Genomic DNA, 21,986 nt, shown 5'->3' on the forward strand with positions numbered 1-21,986 from the left:
CGGGGCCGGACGACGGTGTCCGGGGGCGACGGCTGTGGGGCACGGCAGTGCTGTGAACACAGGTCCGGGGCGACGCTACCGCGCCGCCCCGGACCCAGGTCAGACCTCTGACGTCACGGCTGGGTGGGCACCGTGATCTTGCCGTCGATGATCTGCTGCTTCAGGTCGTCGACCTTGGACTTGATGTCGTCGATGTGACCACCGGTGGTCGAGTAGTCGACGCCACCCTTCTTCAGGTCGTACACCTGGTCGCCGTCCGGGATGGTGCCGTCCTGGGCCGACTTGATGAAGTCGTACACCGCGACGTCGACCTTCTTGATCATCGAGGAGATGATCACGTCACGAACGGCCGGGGCCGCCGTGAGCGCCTGGTCGGAGTCGACACCGATCGCCATGGCGTTCTTGGCCTTGACGGCCTCGAACACGCCGCCGCCGGAGCCGCCGGCCGCGTGGTAGATCACGTCGGCGCCGGCGTCGAGCATGCCCTGCGCGGCGGTCTTGCCCTTGGCCGGGTCGGTGAAGCCCGAGAAGTCCGGCGGCTGGGTGAGGTACTTGGTCTGGATCTTGATGTTCGGGTTGATCGCCTTGGCGCCGGCGACGTAGCCCGCCTCGAACTTCTGGATCAGCGGCACCTGGACGCCACCGACGAAGCCGATGTTGCCGCTCTTGGACTTCAGCGCGGCGATCGCGCCGACGAGGTAGGAGCCCTCGTTCTCGGCGAACAGCAGGCCGTGGACGTTCTTGGGCGTCTTGTCACTACGAGCGTTGTCGACGATCGCGAAGTTGATGTCGGGGAACTCGGCCGCCACCTTGTCGGTCGCCGACGCGTAGGCGAAGCCAACCGCGACGATCGGGTTGTAGCCGGCCTGGGCGAGGGTGCGCAGGCGGTCCTCCTTGGCGGACTCCGCCTCACCGGACGTCGCCTCGGCCTCCTGGGCCGTCACGCCGAGCTCGGACTTGGCCTTGTCGAGGCCCGCCGCCGCGGCGTCGTTGAACGACTGGTCGCCGCGACCGCCGATGTCGTAGGCCAGGCCGACCTTCAGAGCCTTCTTGGTGCTCGAGCCGGTCGAACCGTTGCCGCTCGAGGCGTTGTCGGAGCTGCTGCCGCACGCTGCCAGTGCCAGGGCTGCCACTGAGGCGGCGGCCACCATCTTCATCACCCGACGCAAGGGGTGTCTCCTTCTATCCGGTTACCACGTGCTGACCTCAAAGCGAGCCCAGCTGGACACTTCGCCGACGTCCGGCGTCTGCCTCGACACCTCGCGCAAGTCGGTCGGGACTCTACCCGCGCCACATGGGCGTTGTACGCCGGACTCGACTGAGTATCCGAACCGTTACCGGCCAGTCACCTCGTCAACTGTTGCCGTCGCGCTCGGGCGTCTCGAGCGAAGCGTTTGGTGCCAGGGCGGCGAGCGCGTCCAGGGCCACCTGCGCCAGCAGCTGGGCGCCGATGGCCACCGCGCCGTCGTCGACGCGCAGGTTGCCCTGGTGCAGGTCGTACGTCGGGCCGCCGGGCGTCCGCGTGCCCAGCCGGGCCATCGCCCCGGGCACGGACTCGAGGTACCAGGAGAAGTCCTCACCGCCGAGGCTCTGCTCGGTGCCGACGACGCCGGCGGGGCCGACCACCGAGGCGGCGGCGGTCGCGAGGTGCCGCGCGGCCTCCGGAGCGTTCACCACCGGCGGGACGCCACGCAAGTGCTCGATCTCGGCGGTGACGCCGTACGGGGCGACCACGGCGCGCACGACCTCGTCGACGATGCGCTGAGCCTGGTCCCAGGCCCGGATGTCGAGCAGCCGCAGGGTGCCCGCCGCCTCACCGAGGCTGGGGATGACGTTCTTTGCCGACCCGGCGTGCACCGATCCCCACACCAGGCTGGCGCCGGCGCGCGGGTCGAGCCGGCGCGACAGGGCGGCGGGGACGTCGGTGACGACCTTGGCGAGCGCGTAGGTGAGGTCCTGGGTGAGGTGCGGGCGCGAGGTGTGGCCCCCGCGTCCGCGCAGGCGCACGGTGACCGAGTCGGAGGCCGCGGTGATGGCTCCCTCGCGCAGGCCGACCTGGCCGACGTCCAGCGACGGGTCGCAGTGCACGGCGAAGATCGAGTGCACGCGGTCGAGCACGCCGAGGGCCACGAGGTCGACGGCCCCGCCGGGCATGACCTCCTCGGCCGGCTGGAACACCAGGCGCACGCGTCCGGGCAGGGGGCTGGCCAGATGCCGCTCGTGGAGGGCGAGCCCGGCCCCGAGCAGCGCCGCGGTGTGCACGTCGTGCCCGCAGGCGTGCGCGACGCCGCCGACCGTCGAGCGCCAGGGGTCGGGCGTCTCGTCGTCGACCGGCAGGGCGTCGAGGTCGGCACGCAGCGCGACCACCGGCGCGGACGGCGAGAGGTCACCCACCTCGGCCAGCAACCCGCTGCGCGGCAGCTCCTGGACGGCGATGCCCTCCTTCTCCAGGCGCGCGGCCACCAGCTCGGTGGTGCGTACCTCGTGCCGTGAGGTCTCGGGGTGCGCGTGGATGTCGCGCCGGGTCTCGATGAGCTCGTCGCGCAGCGCGGCGACGAGGTCGGCGAGCGACGGCAGGGTCGGCGAAGAGGAGTGAGGTTCCACGATCCCGCCAGGTTAGCCGGGGTCAGAAGACGTCGCGCGGGACGTACGTGCCCCACACCTCCCGCAGCGCGTGGCACACCTCGCCGACGGTGGCGCGGGCGGCGAGCGCCTCGCGCATCGGGTACAGCACGTTGTCGGTGCCGCGCGCCGCGTCCTGCAGGGCGGCCAGGGCGCGGTCGACGGCGAGCTGGTCGCGGTCGGCGCGCAGCGTGGCGAGGCGGGCGGCCTGCTCGGCCTCGATCGCCGGGTTGACGCGCAGCGGCTCGTACGGCTCGTCGTCGTCGACCGTGAACCGGTTGACGCCCACGACGACGCGCTCGCCGCCGTCGATCTCCTGCGCCACCTGGTAGGCCGACCGCTCGATCTCGGACTTCTGGAAGCCCTCCTCGATCGCGGCCACCGCTCCCCCGCGGTCGTCGACGGCCTGCATCAGGTCGCGGATCGCCGTCTCGAGCTCGTCGGTCATCGACTCGATGACGTAGGAGCCGGCGAACGGGTCGACGGTCTTGGTGACGTCGGTCTCGTACGCGATGACCTGCTGGGTGCGCAGGGCGAGGCGGGCGGCCTTCTGCGTCGGCAGGGCGATCGCCTCGTCGTAGGAGTTGGTGTGCAGGCTCTGCGTGCCCCCGAGCACTGCGCCGAGGCCCTGCAGCGCCACGCGCACGAGGTTGACCTCGGGCTGCTGGGCGGTGAGCTGCACGCCGGCGGTCTGGGTGTGGAACCGCAGCATCAGGGACTTGGGGTTCTTGGCCCCGAACTCGTCGCGCATGACCTGGGCCCAGATGCGGCGCGCCGCACGGAACTTCGCGACCTCCTCCAGCAGGGTCGTGCGGGCGACGAAGAAGAACGAGAGCCGGGGGGCGAAGTCGTCGACGCCGAGCCCGGCGTCGATCGCGGCCTGCACGTACGCCTTGGCGTTGGCGAGGGTGAACGCCACCTCCTGCGCGGGCGTCGCCCCGGCCTCGGCCATGTGGTATCCCGAGATCGAGATGGTGTTCCAGCGAGGGAGCTCCTTGCGGCAGTAGGCGAAGGTGTCGGCGATGAGCCTCAGCGACTCCTTCGGCGGGTAGATGTAGGTGCCGCGCGCGATGTACTCCTTCAGCACGTCGTTCTGGATCGTGCCCGTGAGCTGGGCACCCTCGAACCCCTGCTCCTCGGCGACGAGCTGGTAGAGCAGCAGCAGCACCGAGCCCGGCGCGTTGATGGTCATGGACGTCGACACCTCGCCGAGCGGGATGCCACCGAACAGCACGCGCATGTCGTCGATGGAGTCGATGGCCACGCCGACCTTGCCGACCTCGCCATGGGCGATCGGCTCGTCGGAGTCGTAGCCCATCTGCGTCGGCAGGTCGAAGGCGACGCTGAGGCCGCCGGTGCCCGCGGCGACCAGCTGGTGGTAGCGCTCGTTGGACTCCTTGGCGGTGCCGAACCCGGCGTACTGGCGCATGGTCCACGGGCGGCCGGTGTACATGTTCGGGTACACCCCGCGGGTGTACGGGAACTGGCCGGGCTCGCCGAGCTGCTGGGCGGCGTCCCAGCCCTGCAGGGCGTCCGGACCGTAGACCGGGCGGATGGGGAGGCCGGACTCGCTGCGGGGTTCGCTCACAGCCGGAAGGGTAGCCGCGCGCGTGCGCCCCGGCTCCCGCTCGTGGCTGACCTCACACCGGCTACGGCGCTAGCCTGCGTGCGTGGCCGCCGTCCGCATCGCCCGCGTCTACGACCCCGTGTCGCCGGACGACGGTCGGCGCGTCCTCGTCGACCGGCTGTGGCCGCGCGGGATCAGCAAGGAGCGCGCCGCGCTCGACGAGTGGTGCAAGGACGCCGCCCCCTCGCCCGACCTGCGTCGGTGGTTCGGCCACGACCCGGAGCGGTTCGAGGAGTTCGTGCGCCGCTACCACGCCGAGCTCGCGAGCGGGGTCGGCGCGGACGCCGTCGCGCACCTGCGCGAGCTCGCGGTGGCGGGCCCACTCACCCTGCTCACGGCGACGAAGGACCCCGCGCAGAGCACCGCCGCTGTCCTCGCCGCCCTCCTCTAGCCACCACCCCCGCTCGAACGTGGTGGTTACGCATCGCCAGTGATGCGCAGCCACCACGCTGGCGCGAGTGCTGCCGTCAGAGCAGGTCGGTGCGGCCGTCGGCGGCGAGCCGGTCGACGAACGACTTGACGTCCTGGGCCCGTGAGCGGTGCGCGACGAGCAGGACGTCGGCGGTGTCGACCACCACGACGTCGTCCACCCCCAGGAGCGCCACCAGGCGACCGGAGTCGGCCGCCACCACGCCCGAGCTGTCGGTGGCGAGCACCTCGCCCTCGCCCAGCACCTGGACGGGCGCGTCGGGCAGCACCGTGCCGACCGCTCCGAAGTCGCCCACGTCGTCCCAGCCGAAGGTGCCCGGCACGACGGCCACGCGTCCGGCCGCCGCTGCCGGCTCGGCCACCGCGTAGTCGAAGGCGATGCGTTCGAGCGTCGGCCACACCGCCTCGAGCTCGGCCTCTCGGTCGGCGGTGTCCCACGCCTGGCCGAGCCGCCGCAGGCCGGCACCCAGCTCGGGCCGGTATTCGTCGAGAAGGTCGAGCAGCGTCGCGGCCCGGGCCACGAACATCCCCGCGTTCCACCGGTAGCGACCACTGGCCAGGTACTGCTCGGCGGTGGCGGTGTCCGGCTTCTCGACGAACTCCTCCACCATCAGCGCGGACGGCGCACCGGCCACCTCGAGCGCGTCGCCCGCCCGCACGTAGCCGAACCCCGTGGCCGGCCGGGTCGGCTCGATGCCCACGGTGACCAGCAGACCGGTGCGGGCCACTGCGACGGCCTCGGCCACCACGGCGGCGAACACCGCGTCGTCCGCGATCGCGTGGTCGGCAGCGAACGACCCGACGACGGCCTCGGGGTCACGCGCGTGCGCCACGGCGGCGGCCAGCCCGATGGCGGCGGCGGAGTCCCGCGGCGAGGGCTCGACGAGCAGGCGCTCGGCGCCGATCTCGGGCAGCTGCCGCGCGGTGTCGGCGGCGTGGGCGGCACCCGTGACGACGTACGTCTGCCCCGCGACGCCGGCGAGGCGACTGCAGGTGTCCTGCAGCATCGAGCGCCCGCTGCCGGTGAGGTCGAGCAGGAACTTCGGGCGCGAGCGCCGCGAGAGCGGCCACAGCCGCGTGCCTGCGCCCCCCGCAGGGACGATCGCCACCAGGTCGTCGATCACGAACGGCGACGCTACCCGGCGGTTGCCGTACCTGCGAAGTTGGTCACACCGGGCCTCCCGGTTGGGGAGTTCGACGCGTGCGTCACTACAGTGACCACGTCGTGGACGACGCCGTCCCCCGCACCCGCCTGCGTGGCGCGGAGACCGGCGCGTCGCCGCCACCTCGCGAAAGGCAACGTCGTGCCCAAGGCACCTGCAGGCACCCTCTACCGGGGCCGTGAGGGGATGTGGTCGTGGGTCGCGCACCGCGTGACCGGCGTCCTGATCTTCTTCTTCCTCTTCGCGCACGTCCTCGACACCGCGCTCGTCCGCGTGTCGCCCGAGGCCTACAACGACGTGATCGGGACCTACAAGAACCCGGTCGTCGGGCTGGGTGAGGTCGGCCTGGTCGCGGCGATCATCTTCCATGCGTTCAACGGCGTGCGGGTCATGCTCGTCGACTTCTGGTCGAAGGGCCCGCGCTACCAGCGGCAGATGCTGTGGGGAGTCATCGCCCTGTGGGTGCTGCTCTTCGTGCCGTTCGCCATCCGCCACCTGATGAACGTCTTCAGCTGAGGGGCACGCCATGACCGCCAACACCCAGGGGACGCCGCAGATCGCGGCACCGCGCGCCACCTTCCGCCGCAGCCGCTCCACCCGCAGCAACTACGAGCTGTGGTCGTGGACCTTCATGCGCCTGTCGGGCGTCGTGCTCATCGCGCTCGTCTTCGGCCACCTGTTCGTCAACCTCATGCTCGGCCAGGGCATCAAGGCGATCGACTTCGCGTTCGTCGGCGGCAAGTGGGCGAGCCCCTTCTGGCAGACCTGGGACCTGCTGATGCTCTGGCTGGCCGAGGTGCACGGCGTCAACGGCGTGCGCACGATCATCAACGACTACGCCGAGAAGGACAGCACCCGCCTGGTGCTCAAGGCCCTGCTGATGCTGAGCGCGCTCATCGTGCTCGTCCTCGGCACCCTCGTCATCTTCACCTTCGACCCGTGCCCCACCGGCGAGCCCAGCAACCTGCTGCCGTCGTTCTGCACCAAGTGACTGCGAGGTAGGGACCATGCAGACGCACACGTACGACGTCGTCATCGTCGGGGCCGGCGGTGCCGGCATGCGCGCCGCCCTGGAGTCGAGCCAGCGCGCGCGCACGGCGGTGCTCACCAAGCTCTACCCCACGCGGTCGCACACCGGCGCGGCGCAGGGTGGCATGTGCGCCGCCCTCGCGAACGTCGAGGAGGACAACTGGGAGTGGCACACCTTCGACACCGTCAAGGGCGGTGACTACCTGGTCGACCAGGACGCCGCGGAGGTGATGTGCCGCGAGGCCATCGACGCCGTCCTCGACCTGGAGAAGATGGGCCTTCCGTTCAACCGCACCCCCGAGGGCCGGATCGACCAGCGCCGCTTCGGCGGCCACACGCGCAACCACGGCGAGGCGGCCGTGCGCCGCTCGTGCTTCTCGGCCGACCGCACCGGCCACATGATCCTGCAGACCCTGTACCAGAACTGCGTCAAGCAGGACGTCGAGTTCTTCAACGAGTTCTACGTGCTCGACCTCGTGATGGCGGGCGAGGGCGACGAGCGCCGCATCGCCGGCGTCGTGGCCTACGAGCTCGCCTCCGGCGAGATGCACGTCTTCCGCGCCAAGGCCGTGATCCTGGCCACCGGCGGCGCGGGCAAGGTGTTCAAGACGACGTCGAACGCCCACACCCTCACCGGCGACGGCATGGGCATCGCCTGGCGCAACGGCCTGCCGCTGGAGGACATGGAGTTCTTCCAGTTCCACCCGACGGGCCTCGCCGGCCTCGGCATCCTGCTGTCGGAGGCCGCCCGCGGCGAGGGCGCGATCCTGCGCAACAGCGAGGGCGAGCGCTTCATGGAGCGCTACGCCCCCACCATCAAGGACCTCGCGCCGCGCGACATCGTCGCCCGCTCGATGGCCAACGAGGTGCGCGAGGGCCGCGGCTGCGGCCCCAACAAGGACTACGTGCTGCTCGACCTCACCCACCTCGAGCCGGCGCACATCGACGCCAAGCTGCCCGACATCACCGAGTTCGCGCGCACCTACCTAGGCGTCGAGCCCTACACCGAGCCCGTGCCGGTGTACCCGACGGCGCACTACGCCATGGGCGGTGTGCCGACCAACGTCGACGCCGAGGTGCTGCGCGACAACACCCACGTCGTCCCCGGCCTGTACGCGGCCGGTGAGGTGGCCTGCGTGTCGGTGCACGGCTCGAACCGCCTGGGCACCAACTCCCTGCTCGACATCAACGTGTTCGGACGCCGGGCCGGCATCGCCGCCGCCGAGTACGCCAAGACGGCCGAGCTCCTCGAGCTGCCCGAGGCGCCGGAGCGGCCGACCATCGAGCTGCTGCAGGGCATGCTCGACCGCCAGGACGGCGAGCGCGTGGCCGCCGTGCGCAAGGCGCTGCAGGAGACCATGGACCGCAACGCCCAGGTGTTCCGCACCGAGGCGTCGCTCAAGCAGGCGCTCACCGACATCCAGGGCCTGAAGGAGCGGTACCGCACGGTCTCGGTGCAGGACAAGGGCAAGCGGTTCAACACCGACCTGCTCGAGGCGGTGGAGCTGGGCTTCCTGCTCGACCTCGCCGAGGTCATCGTGGTCGGTGCGCTCGAGCGCAAGGAGTCTCGCGGCGGGCACTTCCGCGAGGACTACCCGAACCGCGACGACGTCAACTTCATGCGGCACACGATGGCCTACCGCGAGCAGACCGCTGAGGGACCGCAGGTGCGCCTGGACTACAAGCCAGTGGTGCAGACCCGCTACGAGCCGATGGAGCGCAAGTACTGATGGCGAACGACGACGCCGTGAACCCCGAGAGCGCGCCGAGCAACCCGCCCACGGAGGCCGAGACCTCGCAGGGGCCGGACTCCCGGCCGCTGCAGGCGCGCGAGCCCGCGGAGCCGACCGACACCCCGCGCGACGAGCCCGCGCGCGAGGCGACGGCCGCTGGTGACGGCGCGTCCGTCGCCGACCAGGCGCCGTCCAAGGCACCGGAGAAGGCGCAGGCCGGCGAGGCCGCCGGCGCCGTGCCCGGCTTCGACGTCACGCTGCGGATCCGCCGGTTCGACCCGGAGACCGACTCCGAGCCGCACTGGGAGGACTACCGCGTCAGCGTGCACGCGACCGACCGCCTGCTCGACGCCCTGCACACCATCAAGTGGGAGCAGGACGGCTCGCTGACCTTCCGGCGCTCGTGCGCGCACGGTGTCTGCGGCTCGGACGCCATGCGCATCAACGGCAAGAACCGGCTGGCCTGCAAGACGCTGCTGAAGGACCTCAACCCTGACAAGCCGATCATGGTCGAGCCGATCAAGGGGCTGGCGGTCGAGAAGGACCTCGTCGTCGACATGGACCCCTTCTTCGCCGCGTACCGCGAGGTCATGCCGTTCCTCGTGGCCGAGGGCAACGCGCCGTCGCGCGAGCGCATCCAGAGCCAGGAGCAGCGCGACCGGTTCGACGACACCACCAAGTGCATCCTGTGCGCGGCGTGCACCTCGTCGTGCCCGGTGTTCTGGGCCGACGGCCAGTACTTCGGCCCGGCCGCCATCGTCAACGCGCACCGGTTCATCTTCGACAGCCGCGACGACGCCGGCGACCAGCGCCTGGAGATCCTCAACGACAAGGAAGGCGTGTGGCGCTGCCGCACCATCTTCAACTGCACCGAGGCCTGCCCGCGCGGCATCGAGGTCACCAAGGCGATCCAGGAGGTCAAGCGCGCCCTGCTGACCCGTAAGGTCTGAGCATGCGGCGCGCGACGGCGGTGCTGACCGCCGCTCTCCTGCTGTGCCCGGTGACTGGCGCAGCGATCCCGGCGGCGGCGAGCACCACGCCCAGCACCACACCGCCCAGCACCACACCGCCCAGCACCACACCGCCGAGCACCACACCGCCGAGCACCACACCGCCGAGCACGTCCGGCACGACGGCACCCAGCCCGGCCGTGGGTGGCGAGCGTCTGGCCACCCGCAGCCTCGTGGTCGACCGTTCCGCCGGCGTGCCCGCTCCCCCGGCCTTCGCGGCCGCGTCGTACCTGCTCGCCGACCTTGACACCGGCGAGGTGCTGCTGGCCAAGGACGCTCACGGCCGGTACCTGCCGGCGTCCACGCTGAAGACCCTCACGGTGCTCACGGTGCTGCCGGACGTCGACCCCCGACAGGTGGTCACGGCCGAACGCTCCGACCTGGTCGACGGATCGAAGGTGGGGCTCGACCCTGGCTCGCACTACACCGTGGGGCAGCTGCTGCAGGGGACGATGCTGGCGTCCGGCAACGACACCGCGACGGCGCTGGCCCGGGTGGCGGGTGGCGTGCCGCAGACGGTCGCGCGGATGCAGGCCGAGGCCGTGCGGCTGGGGGCGCGCGACACCACCGTGCGCAACCCCAGCGGCCTGGACGCCCCGGGCCAGCTCACCAGCGCCTACGACCTGGCGCTCATCGCCCGGGCGGCGATGCAGCTGCCGGCCTTCCGCAGCCTGGTGACCACCAAGCGCGTGCGCTTTCCCGGCAAGGAGGTCAAGGGCAAGGCGCGCACGTCGTTCCAGATCCAGAACCACAACCGCCTGCTGTACAACTACGACGGCACGATCGGCGTCAAGGACGGCTACACGATCGCGGCACGCTGGACGGCGATCAGCGCGGTGCAGCGCGGCAGCCACCGCTACCTGTTCACGGCGATGCGGCGCGGCGAGCCGAGCTGGCGGACGCAGGCGGCGATGTTCGACTGGGCGTTCCGGTACGGCCCGCAGGTGCAGCCTGTCGGGCGACTCGTCGAGCCGGGCGAGCTGGAGCGGGCGAGCACCGTCACTGGCGAACCGCGGGTCGCCGCGGCCGGCCGACCCGCGTCCGCCGCGCTGCAGGCGGCCGGCCCGACGGACGGCACGCTGAAGGTGGTCGGCGCCGGCGGGGTGGCTGCCGCGCTGCTCGCCGTGGTGCTGCTCGCGCTCAGCGCGCGGGCCAAGCGTCGCCAGGTCGCGCTCGCCCGGGCTCGGCGCGGCGCGCGGGCCGCCTCCCGCCGCTGACGCTGCTCGCGCTCAGCGNGCCACGAGCGCCCGCAGCCCGCGGCGCAGGGTGTGGCCGACGACGCCGGCCGTGAGCCCCAGCACCGCACCGGCCGCGACCGCGGTGCGGTCGGCTGCCCGCGGGCCGAACGACGGCAGCACGTCGTCGCGCGGACCCGCCGCCCGCGGCAGCGCCGCCGGCGCCTGGCTCGGCAGGTGGCCACGTTCGGTGGCCGTCGTAGCGGCCCACGCGGCCGAGAGCAGCATGATCCGGCTGATGAGGTTCATCAGCACGAGTAGCCCGATCACGACCGCGAAGCCGGTCAGCAGCGGCTTGCGGCCCGCACTGGCCAGCAGCAGCCCGCTCGCCAGCTTCAGGACCCCGAGCCCCACGGCACCCACGAGCGCCCCCTGCGCGAGGTCGGCCCGAGGCAGGTCGACGCCACTCATCAGGCGCAGGACGATCACCATGAGCGCGAAGTCGGCCGCGAGGACGGCCAGGGTGCCGAGCACGCGCAGCAGCACGTGGCCCACCGTCGAGTCTTCGGCGTTCACCAGGCCCAGCGCCCAGGTGGTCGCTGCGCTGACCACGAACGACAGCACGGCCGACAGCAGCACCGCCACGCCCAGCGTGGCCAGCACGCCGACGTCCCTGACCTTGACCACCACCGGGTTGGCCTTCAGCTTGGGCTCGTCGAACATCGCGCGCACGGCCTGGCGCAGCGCGTCGACCCAGCCGAGGCCTGACACCAGCAGCGTGACCAGGCTGATCGCGCCGGCGAGCGACAACGCGTTCGGCGTCGGGGGCGCAGAGGCGTCGAGGATGCCGTCCGGGTGCGCGCTGTCCTTCAGGATGCCGGGCAGCGTGCGCGACACGTAGGAGACCACGCGGTCGAACAGATCGGGCTGGCCGCGCAGGACGAAGCCGAACACCGTGAACCCGAGCACGAGCGCCGGGATGATCGAGAAGAAGCCGAGGTAGGCCACACCGCCGGCGAGCAGATTGCCGCGCGAGTCGTTGTAGCGCTGCCACGACCGGTAGGCGTGAGTCGCCTTGAGCCGGGCGAGGAGTGCCTTCACGCGAGCGGCCCGTCGCCGAACGCGTACCAGCCCTGCGTGCGCCAGACCTCGTCGGCACCGTGCTCGTAGAGGTGGAAACCCCCCACCGTGAAGCGGCACTCGAAGTCGGCGAGCTCGGCGGACGCGCGGTCGAGGGCGGCGTCCGACAGATGGTGGGCCACGGTCACGTGCGGGTGGTAGTAGAACTGCAGGTCGCGCGCCAGCGGGCCGCTGCGCACCGACTGCTCCAGGGCCTCGCACTCCCCGATCCCCTGCACCAGGGGCACGAACACCACCGGCGACACCGGCCGGAAGGTCGCCGTGCCACGCAGGTGGATCTCGAACGCCGACGCCGCCTCCGCCACCTTGCGCAGGTGGTCGTCGACCTCGTCGTCCTGCTCGCGCGACAACACCGTGGGGGGCAGCAGCGTCACGTGCGTCGGCACCGACGTGGCCAGCGGGTCACCGAAGGACGCCCGCGCCGCGCGCAGCTGCTCGCCGTACGGAGCCGGGATCGAGATGGCGACCCCGATCGTGCGGTCCGTCTGGCTGCTCACCCGTCCGATCCTGCCCTATCCGAGGAGACGATGGGGTATTCAGGACCGCGGGGGCAGGAAGCCCACGCGCTCGTAGACGGCCGCGAGCGTCTCCCGCGCCACCGCACGCGCCTTCTCGGCACCGGCGGCCAGGACGTCGTCGAGCACCCGGGGGTCGTCGAGGTAGGCCAGCGTGCGCTCACGAAACGGCGTGAGGGCCTCGGTGACGACGTCCGCGAGATCACCTTTGAGGTCGCCGTAGCCCTTGCCCACGTAGTCCTTCTCGAGCTCCTCGACGCCGCGTCCCGACAGCGCCGAGTGGATCGACAGCAGGTTCGACACCCCCGGCTTGTTCTCGACGTCGTAGCGCACCTCCCGCTCGGCGTCGGTGACCGCCGAGCGGATCTTCTTGGCCGTGACCTTGGGCTCGTCGAGCAGGTCGATCACGCCCGCCAGCGTCGCCGAGGACTTGCTCATCTTCGACGTCGGCTCCTGCAGGTCGTAGATCTTCGCCGTCTCCTTCACGATGTGCGGCTCGGGCACGGTGAAGGTGTCGCCGAAGCGAGAGTTGAACCGCATCGCCAGGTCACGCGTGAGCTCGAGGTGCTGGCGCTGGTCCTCGCCCACGGGGACGGCGTCCGCGGCGTAGAGCAGGATGTCGGCCGCCATGAGCACGGGATAGGTGAACAACCCGACGGTCGTGCGCTCGGCACCCGCGCGGCCCGCCTTGTCCTTGAACTGCGTCATGCGGCTGGCCTCACCGAAGCCGGTGATGCAGCCCAGCACCCAGGCCAGCTCGGCGTGCTGCGGCACGTGGCTCTGCACGAACAGCGTCGAGCGCTCGGGGTCGACACCCCCGGCGAGGTACTGGGCCGCGGTGCGACGGGTGCGCTCGCGCAGGGTCGCCGGGTCGACCTCGACGGTGATGGCGTGCAGGTCGACGACGCAGTAGAAGGCGTCGTGCGTCTCCTGCAGGGCCACCCACTGCACCAGCGCGCCGAGGTAGTTACCGAGGTGCAGCGAGTCGCTGGTGGGCTGCATTCCGGACAGCACGCGGGGACGACGCGGATCGGACATGCCGCACATCCTCTCAGGAAGCGCGCCGCCGGATCACCACCCCCTCCTGCTCGGACTAGGGTCGAGATCGTGACGATCACGGACGACCGCGTCCGCCTGCCCTCAGGGGTCGAGCTGGCGCTGCGACGGGCGGCCGGGGACCGCGCGTCGGCCCACGCTCCCTACCTGCTCGTGCACGGCCTGGCGAGCAACGCGCGGGTCTGGGACGGCGTCACCCGTCGGCTGGCCGAGGCCGGTCGCGAGGTAGCAGCCGTCGACCTGCGCGGCCACGGCCGCTCCGCCGTGCCCGACGACGGCTACGACACCGCGACGGCCGCGGCCGACGTCGCGGCGCTGTGCGAGGCGCTCGGGTGGGTCGCTGAGCGCTCGCCGGTGGTCGCCGGGCAGTCCTGGGGTGGCAACGTCGTCCTCACCCTCGCCGCGCGGCACGGCAGCGCGCGGGGCATCGCCCTCGTCGACGGCGGGTGGCTGCACCTGGGGTCGCGCTTCGAGACCTTCGAGGAGTGCTGGAGCGTGCTGGCGCCGCCGCGCTTCGACGGCATGCGCTTCGCCGACCTCGCCCAGCGCCTCCGGACGGCGCACGCTGACTGGCCGGGCGAGGGCGTCGACGGCACGCTGGAGAACCTCGTGGAGCTGCCCGACGGCGGGGTGCGCGCTCGCCTCGACCGCGACCACCACCGCTCGATCGTCCACTCGTTGTGGGCCGACGACCCACGTGAGCTGTATCCCCTGGTGCGCGTGCCGACGCTGCTGATGCCGGCCAGCGGACCGCCCGGACCCATTGCGCTGCAGACGTTCCAGCGCGCGGTGCCGCACTCCACCGTGAGCTGGTACGCGGGGGCCGACCACGACCTGCACGCCCAGCACCCGCAGCGCGTCACGGCCGACCTGCTGCGACTCGAGACCACGACGAGGGAGGCCACTGCGTGAGCGCGCTGGTGATCATGGGTTCGGGCGAGACCGCACCCACGCTGGTGCCGGTGCACCGCGAGATCTTCGAGGCCACCGAGCGCGCCGTGGGCAGCGTGCGGGCAGCGCTCGTCGACACGCCGTTCGGCTTCCAGATGAACGCCGACGAGCTCGTGTCGCGCACCCTCGCGTACTTCGCCCAGAGCGTGGGCCGCGAGGTCGAGGTGGCGACCTGGCGCAGCCGCGAGGCGCCGCTCGTCGAGCGCGAGCAGGCGCTGGCGCTGCTGAGCCGCGCCACGTGGGCGTTCAGCGGGCCCGGCAGCCCGTCGTACGCGCTGCGCCAGTGGCATGACACGGCCCTGCCCGACACGCTCGCGGAGGTCGTCGAGCGCGGCGGCACCCTGGTGCTCGGCAGCGCGGCCGCCGTCACCACGGGCAGCCACGCGATCCCCGTGTACGAGATCTACAAGGCCGGTGAGCCCCCGCGCTGGCTGCCGGGCCTCGACCTGCTGCGCCGGCTCACGGGGCTGCAGGCCGCGGTGGTGCCGCACTACGACAACGCCGAGGGCGGCACCCACGACACCCGCTTCTGCTACCTCGGCGAGCAGCGCCTCGCCGCGCTCGAGCAGGAGCTGCCGGACGACGTGGGCGTGCTGGGCGTCGACGAGCACACGGCGCTGTGGCTCGACCCCGAGACGCGGTCGGCGCGGGTGCTGGGGCGCGGCGGGGTCACGGCCCGCCGCCGCGGACGCTCGCAGCGGTTCGAGGCCGGCACGACGGTGACCTTCGACGAGCTCGACGCGCTGCTGCGCGGCACGCAGGTGGCCGCCGCGGCCGCGCCGGCGCCCACGACCGGGCCCGAGGTGGACGCCGCGCAGACCGCGCCGTCACCGACCGAGGAGGCGTCGTTGCGCGCGGCCGCGGACCAGGCCCGGGACGCCTTCGACACCGCGCTGGCTGCGCGCGACGTCGACGGCTGCGTGCAGGCGGTGCTCGAGCTCGAGCAGGCGATCCAGGACTGGTCGACCGACATGCTGCAGAGCGACGACCGCGACGTCGCGCGGCGGGTGCTCCGCTCGCTCGTGGTGCGGCTGGGGGAGCTCGCCACGGACGGCGCGCGCGATCCTCGTGAGGTCGTCGGCCCGTACGTCGAGACGCTGCTCGACCTGCGCACCGCCGCGCGCGAGCGGTCGGACTACGCCACCAGCGACCTGGTGCGCGACCGTCTCGTGGAAGCCGGCGTCGAGGTGCGCGACACCGCTGACGGCACGGTGTGGTCGGTCTGATCCCGCCGGAGGCCGTGCGCTACCGGCCGACAAACCATTGCGGCACAGGCGTTCTGGTGCTCGGTGGCTCGAGCGGGCGCATCGACGACGCGCGAGCCCAGCTGCTCGCCGCGCAGGGCGCGCTCGCCGAGTCGATCCGCTGGTTCGGCGGCGCGGGTCAGCAGCCGGCGCCCTTCGAGGTGCCGCTCGAGACCTTCCAGCAGCGCGTCGAGCTGCTGGCGCGGGACTGCGACCGCATCGTGCTCGTCGGCACGTCGTTCGGCGCGGAGGCTGCGCTCGTGACGGCAGCCGTGACCCCGGCCGTCTGCGCGGTGGCGGCGTTCGCGCCCAGCGACGTCGTGTGGGCGGGCGTGACGCCCGAAGGCCGCCAGACCTCGCACTGGACCCTCGGCGGCGAGCCGTTGCCCTTCGTGCCCTTCGTCGAGTCGGCCGAGCCGCAGGGCGATCCGCCGAGCTTCCGGCCGGTCTACGAGGCCTCGCGTGCGGCCCAGCCAGATGCCGTGGCGCGGGCCACGATCGCGGTCGAGCGCATCCCCCACGTGCTGTGCGTCGCCGGAGGTGACGACCAGGTGTGGCCGAGCGTCGCCCACGCCGAGGCGATCCGGGATCGCCGCGCTGCCTCCGGCCGCCCCACGACCGTCGTGGTGGATCCGGACGCCGGCCACCGGGCCGTGCTGCCCGGGGAGCCGGTGGTCACGGCCGGCCAGCGCATGGCCCGCGGCGGCAGCCAGGACGCCGACCACCGCCTGGGCGCCGCCGCGTGGCCGGTGCTGCTCGAGCTCCTCAGCGCGCCCGCAGGTGCAGGACCAGCGCCGACGCCGGGGCCAGCACCGGCATCGTGAGCCCTACCGCGCCGAGCACCGAGCCCGGTAGCGACACCGTTCCGTTCGACCCGCCCGTGCCGTCCCACCACCCTGGACCGGCCGCCTCCACGGTGGCGGGCTCACCGAGCTCGCGCACGACGCTGACGTCATACTGGCGCAACGGATCCAGCCCGGGCAGCCGCACCAAGCCTGGGTGGGCGCCCGGTGCGGTCGTGAGCCGCACGTAGGCCAGTACCGCCTCGCTGCGGTCTCGCGCCACCACGCCGTGCAACAGCGCGCCGTCGTCGGGCAGGTCGCCCCGCACGACGTCACCGCTGTGCAGCAGCCCACGCAGCCGCCGGTAGAACGCGATCCAGTCGGTCACCTGCTGCAGCTCGTCCGCGTCGAGCGAGGTGAGGTCCCACTCCAGGCCCGCGTGGCCGAACAACGCGGTGGCGAGCCGCATCGGCAGGTCGACCGCCCGGTGGGTCGTGTGCGCGACCGGCGGCCCGGCGTGCGCTCCCACGAGCTCGGGCGCCAGCACCTGCGTCGTCCACCGCTGGATGTGCTGGCGCTCGACGGCGTCGTTGCAGTCCGACGCCCACACGCGGTCGGTGTGCGCGAGGATGCCGAGGTCGACCCGCGCACCGCCGCTGGCGCACGACTCGATCTCCAGGCTGGGGTGCCGGCGCCGGAGCTCGTCCAGGAGCGCGTAGAGCCGCTGGGTCTGCTGGTGCACCACCGGCCCGTACGAGGGCGTCGAGCCGGCGGCGTGCAGGTCGCGGTTGTGGTCCCACTTGAGGTAGTCGAGGGCGTACTCGCTCACCAGCGCGTCGAGCCGCTCGAGCAGGTAGGCCCACGCGTCGGGGTTGGTGAGGTCGATCACCTGCTGGTTGCGCCAGGGCGGCGGCACGGCACCCTCGTGCGGCCGCAGCACCCACTCCGGGTGCTCGCGCGCGACGTCGGAGTCGAGGTTGACCATCTCGGGCTCGACCCACAGCCCCACCTGCAGGCCCAGGGCGCGCACGTGGTCGACGAGCGGGTGCAGGCCCTCGGGCCAGACGTCGGGGTCGACGTACCAGTCACCGAGCCCCGCGGTGTCGTCGCGGCGGCCACGGAACCAGCCGTCGTCCAGCACGAAGCGCTCGACGCCGATGCTCGCGGCGACGTCGGCGAGCCGGCGCAGCCGCTGCAGATCGTGGTCGAAGTAGACGGCCTCCCAGGTGTTGAGCACCACCGGTCGGGGACTGCGCGGGTGGGACGAGCGAGCACGCTGCCAGCGGTGCCAGCGCTGCGCCACGCCGTCCAGACCGTTGCGGGAGTAGGAGAACAGCGCGTCCGGCGTCCGGTAGGACTCACCCGGCGCGAGCCGCAGCTCCCCCGGGCGCAGCAGCTCGGCTGCGGCGACGACGGACGCGTGGGGTCCGGCCCCCTCGGGCAGTCGCTCGACGAGGTACTCGCTGTCACCGCTCCACGCGAGGTGAGCCGCCCACACCTCACCGTGCCCGAAGCCGAAGCCGGCGGTGCCGACCGCGACGAAGAGTGGACCGTCGTGTCCTGTGCGGCCGCGGCGACTCGGGCGCCACCAGGTGCCGTGCTGCACCGAATGGTGTTGCGGTGACCCTTCGCGGCACCACCTGCCGGTGGTGTCGAGCACCTCGGTGGCCACGTGCGGCAACGGCAGGAGCGGGCGCAGCGCCGCGAGGTCGTAGACGCCGGCACCGGTGTTGGTGACTGCGGCCGACACGCTGAGCACACCGTGCACGTCGAGCGTCAAGGTCACCTCGACGTCCAGCCCGGCGGCGTCGTCACCGGCTCGAGCGACGACGCGGCCGCCGCCGTCCGGCCCGGACGTCGACTCGGCGTCGCGCAGACGCAGCACCGGATGCGCCCCCGCCCCGTCCCGGTGACCGGCCACGCCCGGCGCGCCCGACCACCCGTCGGCCTCCGTCGGCAGCACGCTGAGCGCCATGGGCTGGTCGAGGGCGCTGCGCGGGGTGGCGGGAACCACCGCAGCCCGCACCGCGGTCGCCTGGTCGTCGTCGAGTGGGAGTTCGCCGAGGTCGGCGCCCCAGTGCAGCACTCGCGGCAGCCCGGGACCGCCCGCGTCGAGCAGCAGCGACGTGCCGGCCGCGCGCAGGTGGACGAGGCTCATCCCTTGTTGGCGCCCAACGTGAGACCGGACACGAACTGCTTCTGCAGCAGCACGAAGATGATGATCGTCGGGATCGCCGCGAGCACCGAACCGGCCGACAGCAGGTTGTAGTCGGTGAAGAACTGGCCGCGCAGGTTCTGCAGCGACGACGTGATCGGGTACTTGTCGCCCTGGCTCATGAACGCCACGGCCCAGAAGAAGTCGTTGTAGACCCAGGTGACCTCGAGCGTCGCCAGGGCGGCCAGCGGCGGGCGGCACAGCGGCAGCACGATCTGCCAGTACTGGCGCAGCACGCCGGCGCCGTCCACGAGCGCCGCCTCGGTGAGCTCACCCGGCAACGTCTTCATGTAGTTGCTCAGCACGAACGTGCAGAAGCCCGTCTGGAACGCGATGTGCGTGATGATCACGGCGTAGTAGCTGTTGTAGAGCGTCCCAGAGTCACTGAGCCAGAACGGGATGTCCACCGAGTTGTAGAGCCGGTACAGCGGCACCAGCAAGGCCTGCTGCGGCAGCAGGTTCGCGCCGGTGAAGAGCAGCAGCAGGGGCAGGTTGAACCAGAAGCTGAACCTGGCGACGACGAACGCGACGCACGACGCGAGAAGCAGCGTGATGAGCACGGCCGGCACGGTGATGATCACCGAGTTGAGGAAGTGCTTGGTGAAGTCACCTTGCCGCCAGGCGTTGACGTAGTTGTCGAGGGTGAAGCCCCCGAACGACACGTACCCGTGCGTCGACGTGTAGTCGTAGTTGCGGAACGAGTTGAACAGCGCCCACAGCACCGGGAACAGCCACGTGAGCGCCATCACCGTGAGGAACGCGTACAGCACCACACGACGGCCCGTGTGCGGGCTCGGGGTGACGATGTGGGACCTCGCCGTGGTGTCGGGCGTGGACGTCGTCGAGACGGTGGTCATCGCTTCTCCTCCCGCATCACGGCCGTCAGGTAGATGACGATGAACACCAGCGAGATCAGCAGCATGATCGTCGCCAGCGCGGACCCGAACGGGATGCGCTGGCCCTCACCGACGATGTTGCTGAACACCAACGTGCCGATGAGCTCAAGTCCGTTGCGGCCCTTGTTGATGACCCAGACCAGGTCGAACGCGCGCAGCGACTCGATGACCGTCACGACGAGGACGACGATGTTGATCGGCCGCAGCACCGGGAACACGACGCTGAAGAACGTGCGGGTCTGGGACGCGCCGTCCACGGCAGCCGCCTCGCGCAGCGACGGGTCGACCCCCTTCAAGCCGGCCAGGTAGAGCAGCATGATGTAGCCGGTGTGCTTCCAGCTGGCCGCGACCAGCACCGCCCACAGGTTGATGCTGGAGTCGCCGTACCAGTCGATGCGGTCCTTGCCGTCCAGGCCCAGCACCGCGTTGAGCAGGCCCTGGTCGCGCGAGTAGATGAGCTGCCAGATGAAGCCCACGAGCGCGAGCGACAGGACGACCGGCAGGAAGAACGCGCTCTGGTACAGCCGGCTCGCCTTGAGCTCGCGATCGAGCAGCACCGCCAGGAACATGCCGAGCACCGTCGGGATCGCGAAGGTCACGACGAGCCAGATGAGGTTGTGCTCGAGCGCCGGACGGAACGGCGGGTAGTTCGTGATGACGTTGTCGTAGTTCTTCAGGCCCACGAACTTGGCGTCGCGCAGGGGGACGAAGCCGTCCCAGTTGGTGAACGAGAGCACGACGGTGCCGAATGCCGGGATCCACACCAGGCAGAGGACGACCAGCGAGGGGACGCCCGCCAGCAGGAAGAGCCAGAGCTGGTCGGCGCGGCTCAGCCGGCGGCTGCGACGTCCTCGCAGCCGCCGGGTGCCGGCCGTCGTGAGCGCCACGAGCTCACCCCTCGGAGGAGAAGATGGACTGCTTCTGCTTCTCGATGCTGTTGGTGAGGCCGTCGACGTCCGTCGGGGTCTTCAGGAACGTCTGGATCGCGGGGATCATGACGTTGCTGGCGAAGTCCGGGCGCGTGTCGCGGTCCATGAACTGCGAGATCGACTTGGCGCTCGCCACGAACTCGACCGCCTTCTTCTGCAGACCCGTGTAACCGCTGGAGTCCGCACCGCTGTTGACGGCGATGACCGTCGGGTCCGCCTTGACGGACACTCCCTCGGCGTCCGGCGTACCCAGGTAGCTGAGGTACTTCTTCGCTCCGGCCTCGTTCTTGGGCCGCTTCGACATCATGAACCCGTCGATCGGGGCCTCGATGGCGTCCGAGCCGATCGCCGGGTCGATCTCGGGGAAGGTGAAGAAGTCCAGGTCGTCCTGCTCGGCCTTCGGGAACTGCTGGCCCACGAACATGCCGAGCAGGTACATGCCGGCCTGCTTCTTCTGCAGGGACTGGGCCGCCTCCTGCCAGGTGCGCCCCAGGGAGTCGCTCTGGTGGTACGGCAGCAGGCTGCGCCAGGTGTCGAACACCTTCTTGACCTCGGGCCCGTTCCACGGCTTCTTGCCGGCCATGAGGTCCATGTGGAACTGGTAGCCGTTGATGCGCATGTTGAGCTGGTCGAAGGTGCCCATGGCGGGCCAGCCGTCCTTGTCGCCGAAGGCGATCGGCACGAGCTTGTCCTGCTGCATCTGCTTCGACAGCGCGACGAGCTCGTCGAGGGTCTTGGGGATCTGGTAGCCGTTCTTCTCGAACACGCTCTTGCGGTAGAACAGCGCCCACGGGTAGTTGGTGAACGGCACGAAGTACTGCTTGCCGTCGTCGCCGGTGGAGGCCTTCTTCAGGGCGTCGGAGAAGCCCGTGAGGTCCTTCCACACGTCGCTGATGTCGCCCGCGAGACCCTTGGACGCGAAGAAGCGCATCCGGAAGCCCGAGAACCACGTGAACACGTCGTCCGGGCTGCCCTGCAGGTAGCTGTTGATCTGCTCCTGGAAGGTGTTGTGGTCGACCGTGTTGACCTTCACCTTGAGCTTGGGGTTGGCCTTCTCGAAGTTCGAGACGACTTCGGCGTAGGCAGCCTTGGGCACCTCGTCGGACTGGTTCGAGCCGAACGTCACCGTGCCGGTAGCCGACTTGATGTCCTGGCTGCTCGTGCCTCCACCGCCGCCACAGGCGGCGAGCGAGCCGAGCGCAGCGGCGCCGACGGCACCGGACAGCAGGGTTCGACGGCCGAGCTTCGCCTGCGCCAGGCCCGTGACGGACGACGGCACGAGCGATGCGAGGTACTCGGCTTCAGACTGGGGGCGGGGCATCGCGTCTCCTTCGACGTCTGGCTCGGGGCCACAGGGTCTACCAGGAACCAACAGATTCGATCACCTGGCGATGGCTCACCTTCAACCCCTGTGCCGTGCGGTGTCAAGGGTTTCGACCAACTTGGCGCGCTCAGATTCTCGACGGCCCG

General features: G+C 71.3%; 20 protein-coding genes and 1 pseudogene. 9 read left to right on the plus strand and 12 right to left on the minus strand.

What is annotated here, in order from left to right:
• Positions 1-113: 113 nt before the first annotated feature.
• The 3 genes from ASD06_RS03110 to ASD06_RS03120 all read right to left on the minus strand — a co-directional run bounded on the left by ASD06_RS03110 (position 114) and on the right by ASD06_RS03120 (position 4,210).
• Positions 114-1,151: a BMP family ABC transporter substrate-binding protein gene (locus ASD06_RS03110; protein ID WP_082537655.1), complete on the minus strand. Its 1,038-nt coding sequence runs from the start codon at positions 1,149-1,151 to the stop codon at positions 114-116.
• Positions 1,152-1,353: 202 nt separating this feature from the next.
• A complete protein-coding gene (locus tag ASD06_RS03115; RefSeq protein WP_056672718.1) occupies positions 1,354-2,604 on the minus strand; it encodes an amidohydrolase in 1,251 nt (416 codons plus the stop codon).
• Positions 2,605-2,626: 22 nt separating this feature from the next.
• Positions 2,627-4,210, minus strand: a complete 1,584-nt coding sequence (locus tag ASD06_RS03120; RefSeq protein WP_056672720.1) for a methylmalonyl-CoA mutase — start codon at positions 4,208-4,210, stop codon at positions 2,627-2,629.
• Between the two features lie 82 nt (positions 4,211-4,292).
• On the opposite strand from ASD06_RS03120, the gene ASD06_RS03125 reads away from it, so the two are divergent.
• Positions 4,293-4,640, plus strand: coding sequence for a DUF488 domain-containing protein (locus ASD06_RS03125; protein WP_056672722.1), 348 nt, complete (start codon positions 4,293-4,295; stop codon positions 4,638-4,640).
• 76 nt (positions 4,641-4,716) lie between these two features.
• On the opposite strand, the gene ASD06_RS03130 is transcribed toward ASD06_RS03125, so the two are convergent.
• Positions 4,717-5,799 (minus strand): sugar phosphate nucleotidyltransferase, encoded by a 1,083-nt coding sequence (locus ASD06_RS03130; RefSeq protein ID WP_082537656.1) that lies wholly within the window; start codon positions 5,797-5,799, stop codon positions 4,717-4,719.
• A gap of 183 nt (positions 5,800-5,982) precedes the next feature.
• Between ASD06_RS03130 and sdhC the strand changes: the two genes are divergently transcribed.
• Genes sdhC through sdhB form a run of 4 tightly spaced genes read left to right on the plus strand, consistent with a single transcriptional unit; the run spans position 5,983 to position 9,553 of the window.
• Positions 5,983-6,357: a succinate dehydrogenase, cytochrome b556 subunit gene (sdhC, locus tag ASD06_RS03135; RefSeq protein WP_082537619.1), complete on the plus strand. Its 375-nt coding sequence runs from the start codon at positions 5,983-5,985 to the stop codon at positions 6,355-6,357.
• Positions 6,358-6,367: 10 nt separating this feature from the next.
• Positions 6,368-6,832, plus strand: a complete 465-nt coding sequence (locus ASD06_RS03140) for a succinate dehydrogenase hydrophobic membrane anchor subunit (RefSeq protein ID WP_056672730.1) — start codon at positions 6,368-6,370, stop codon at positions 6,830-6,832.
• A gap of 16 nt (positions 6,833-6,848) precedes the next feature.
• Positions 6,849-8,600, plus strand: coding sequence for a succinate dehydrogenase flavoprotein subunit (gene sdhA, locus ASD06_RS03145; RefSeq protein ID WP_056672736.1), 1,752 nt, complete (start codon positions 6,849-6,851; stop codon positions 8,598-8,600).
• Positions 8,600-9,553, plus strand: a complete 954-nt coding sequence (gene sdhB, locus ASD06_RS03150; RefSeq protein WP_200941820.1) for a succinate dehydrogenase iron-sulfur subunit — start codon at positions 8,600-8,602, stop codon at positions 9,551-9,553. The genes sdhA and sdhB overlap by 1 nt, the downstream gene beginning before the upstream one ends.
• Here sdhB and ASD06_RS19530 read toward each other — a convergent pair.
• Positions 9,522-9,776 (minus strand): hypothetical protein, encoded by a 255-nt coding sequence (locus ASD06_RS19530; protein WP_235502188.1) that lies wholly within the window; start codon positions 9,774-9,776, stop codon positions 9,522-9,524. The two genes, sdhB and ASD06_RS19530, sit on opposite strands and share 32 nt — an antisense overlap.
• Positions 9,777-9,786: 10 nt before the next feature.
• On the opposite strand from ASD06_RS19530, the gene ASD06_RS03155 reads away from it, so the two are divergent.
• The gene (locus ASD06_RS03155) at positions 9,787-10,830 is read left to right on the plus strand and encodes a D-alanyl-D-alanine carboxypeptidase family protein (protein ID WP_235502189.1); all 1,044 of its coding nucleotides are present in this window, start codon (positions 9,787-9,789) and stop codon (positions 10,828-10,830) included.
• Positions 10,831-10,849: 19 nt separating this feature from the next.
• Here ASD06_RS03155 and ASD06_RS19885 read toward each other — a convergent pair.
• The 3 genes and pseudogenes from ASD06_RS19885 to trpS form a co-directional block, all read right to left on the minus strand.
• A pseudogene (locus ASD06_RS19885) lies at positions 10,850-11,988 on the minus strand (YihY/virulence factor BrkB family protein); the annotation flags it as partial.
• Positions 11,886-12,434, minus strand: a complete 549-nt coding sequence (locus ASD06_RS03165; RefSeq protein ID WP_200941851.1) for a 2'-5' RNA ligase family protein — start codon at positions 12,432-12,434, stop codon at positions 11,886-11,888. The gene ASD06_RS03165 and the pseudogene ASD06_RS19885, both read right to left, overlap by 103 nt.
• Before the next feature lie 30 nt (positions 12,435-12,464).
• Complete coding sequence (gene trpS, locus ASD06_RS03170) at positions 12,465-13,481, minus strand: tryptophan--tRNA ligase (protein ID WP_082537658.1); 1,017 nt, start codon at positions 13,479-13,481, stop codon at positions 12,465-12,467.
• Between the two features lie 69 nt (positions 13,482-13,550).
• Here trpS and ASD06_RS03175 point away from each other — a divergent pair, with 69 nt between their 5' ends.
• From ASD06_RS03175 to ASD06_RS03185, 3 genes are read left to right on the plus strand one after another with little or no spacing between them, the layout of a single operon-like run.
• Positions 13,551-14,411, plus strand: a complete 861-nt coding sequence (locus tag ASD06_RS03175) for an alpha/beta fold hydrolase (RefSeq protein WP_056672805.1) — start codon at positions 13,551-13,553, stop codon at positions 14,409-14,411.
• Entirely contained in the window at positions 14,408-15,676 is a 1,269-nt protein-coding gene (locus ASD06_RS03180; RefSeq protein WP_056672806.1) for a hypothetical protein, read from the plus strand. The genes ASD06_RS03175 and ASD06_RS03180 overlap by 4 nt, the downstream gene beginning before the upstream one ends.
• Before the next feature lie 56 nt (positions 15,677-15,732).
• A complete protein-coding gene (locus ASD06_RS03185; protein WP_056672810.1) occupies positions 15,733-16,518 on the plus strand; it encodes an acyl-CoA thioester hydrolase/BAAT C-terminal domain-containing protein in 786 nt (261 codons plus the stop codon).
• On the opposite strand, the gene ASD06_RS03190 is transcribed toward ASD06_RS03185, so the two are convergent.
• The 4 genes from ASD06_RS03190 to ASD06_RS03205 are packed head-to-tail and all read right to left on the minus strand — an operon-like array spanning position 16,460 to position 21,837.
• Entirely contained in the window at positions 16,460-18,634 is a 2,175-nt protein-coding gene (locus tag ASD06_RS03190; protein WP_056672812.1) for an alpha-galactosidase, read from the minus strand. The genes ASD06_RS03185 and ASD06_RS03190 overlap by 59 nt on opposite strands.
• Complete coding sequence (locus ASD06_RS03195) at positions 18,631-19,548, minus strand: carbohydrate ABC transporter permease (RefSeq protein WP_082537621.1); 918 nt, start codon at positions 19,546-19,548, stop codon at positions 18,631-18,633. The genes ASD06_RS03190 and ASD06_RS03195 overlap by 4 nt, the downstream gene beginning before the upstream one ends.
• Positions 19,545-20,474: a carbohydrate ABC transporter permease gene (locus ASD06_RS03200; RefSeq protein ID WP_056672814.1), complete on the minus strand. Its 930-nt coding sequence runs from the start codon at positions 20,472-20,474 to the stop codon at positions 19,545-19,547. Before ASD06_RS03200 ends, ASD06_RS03195 begins: the two co-directional genes overlap by 4 nt.
• 4 nt (positions 20,475-20,478) lie before the next feature.
• On the minus strand, positions 20,479-21,837 hold the full coding sequence (locus ASD06_RS03205) for an ABC transporter substrate-binding protein (RefSeq protein WP_056672815.1): 1,359 nt from the start codon (positions 21,835-21,837) through the stop codon (positions 20,479-20,481).
• Positions 21,838-21,986: the final 149 nt, after the last annotated feature.

This window comes from Angustibacter sp. Root456 (assembly GCF_001426435.1).
Lineage (GTDB): Bacteria > Actinomycetota > Actinomycetes > Actinomycetales > Angustibacteraceae > Angustibacter.

What these genes read in the sequence shown, in the direction of transcription:
- ASD06_RS03110 (WP_082537655.1), bottom strand. Translation starts at nt 1,151, where the DNA reads ATGGTGGCCGCCGCCTCAGTGGCAGCCCTGGCACTGGCAGCGTGCGGC.
- ASD06_RS03140 (WP_056672730.1), top strand. Translation starts at nt 6,368, where the DNA reads ATGACCGCCAACACCCAGGGGACGCCGCAGATCGCGGCACCGCGCGCC.
- sdhA (WP_056672736.1), top strand. Translation starts at nt 6,849, where the DNA reads ATGCAGACGCACACGTACGACGTCGTCATCGTCGGGGCCGGCGGTGCC.
- sdhB (WP_200941820.1), top strand. Translation starts at nt 8,600, where the DNA reads ATGGCGAACGACGACGCCGTGAACCCCGAGAGCGCGCCGAGCAACCCG.
- trpS (WP_082537658.1), bottom strand. Translation starts at nt 13,481, where the DNA reads ATGTCCGATCCGCGTCGTCCCCGCGTGCTGTCCGGAATGCAGCCCACC.
- ASD06_RS03190 (WP_056672812.1), bottom strand. Translation starts at nt 18,634, where the DNA reads ATGAGCCTCGTCCACCTGCGCGCGGCCGGCACGTCGCTGCTGCTCGAC.
- ASD06_RS03195 (WP_082537621.1), bottom strand. Translation starts at nt 19,548, where the DNA reads ATGACCACCGTCTCGACGACGTCCACGCCCGACACCACGGCGAGGTCC.
- ASD06_RS03205 (WP_056672815.1), bottom strand. Translation starts at nt 21,837, where the DNA reads ATGCCCCGCCCCCAGTCTGAAGCCGAGTACCTCGCATCGCTCGTGCCG.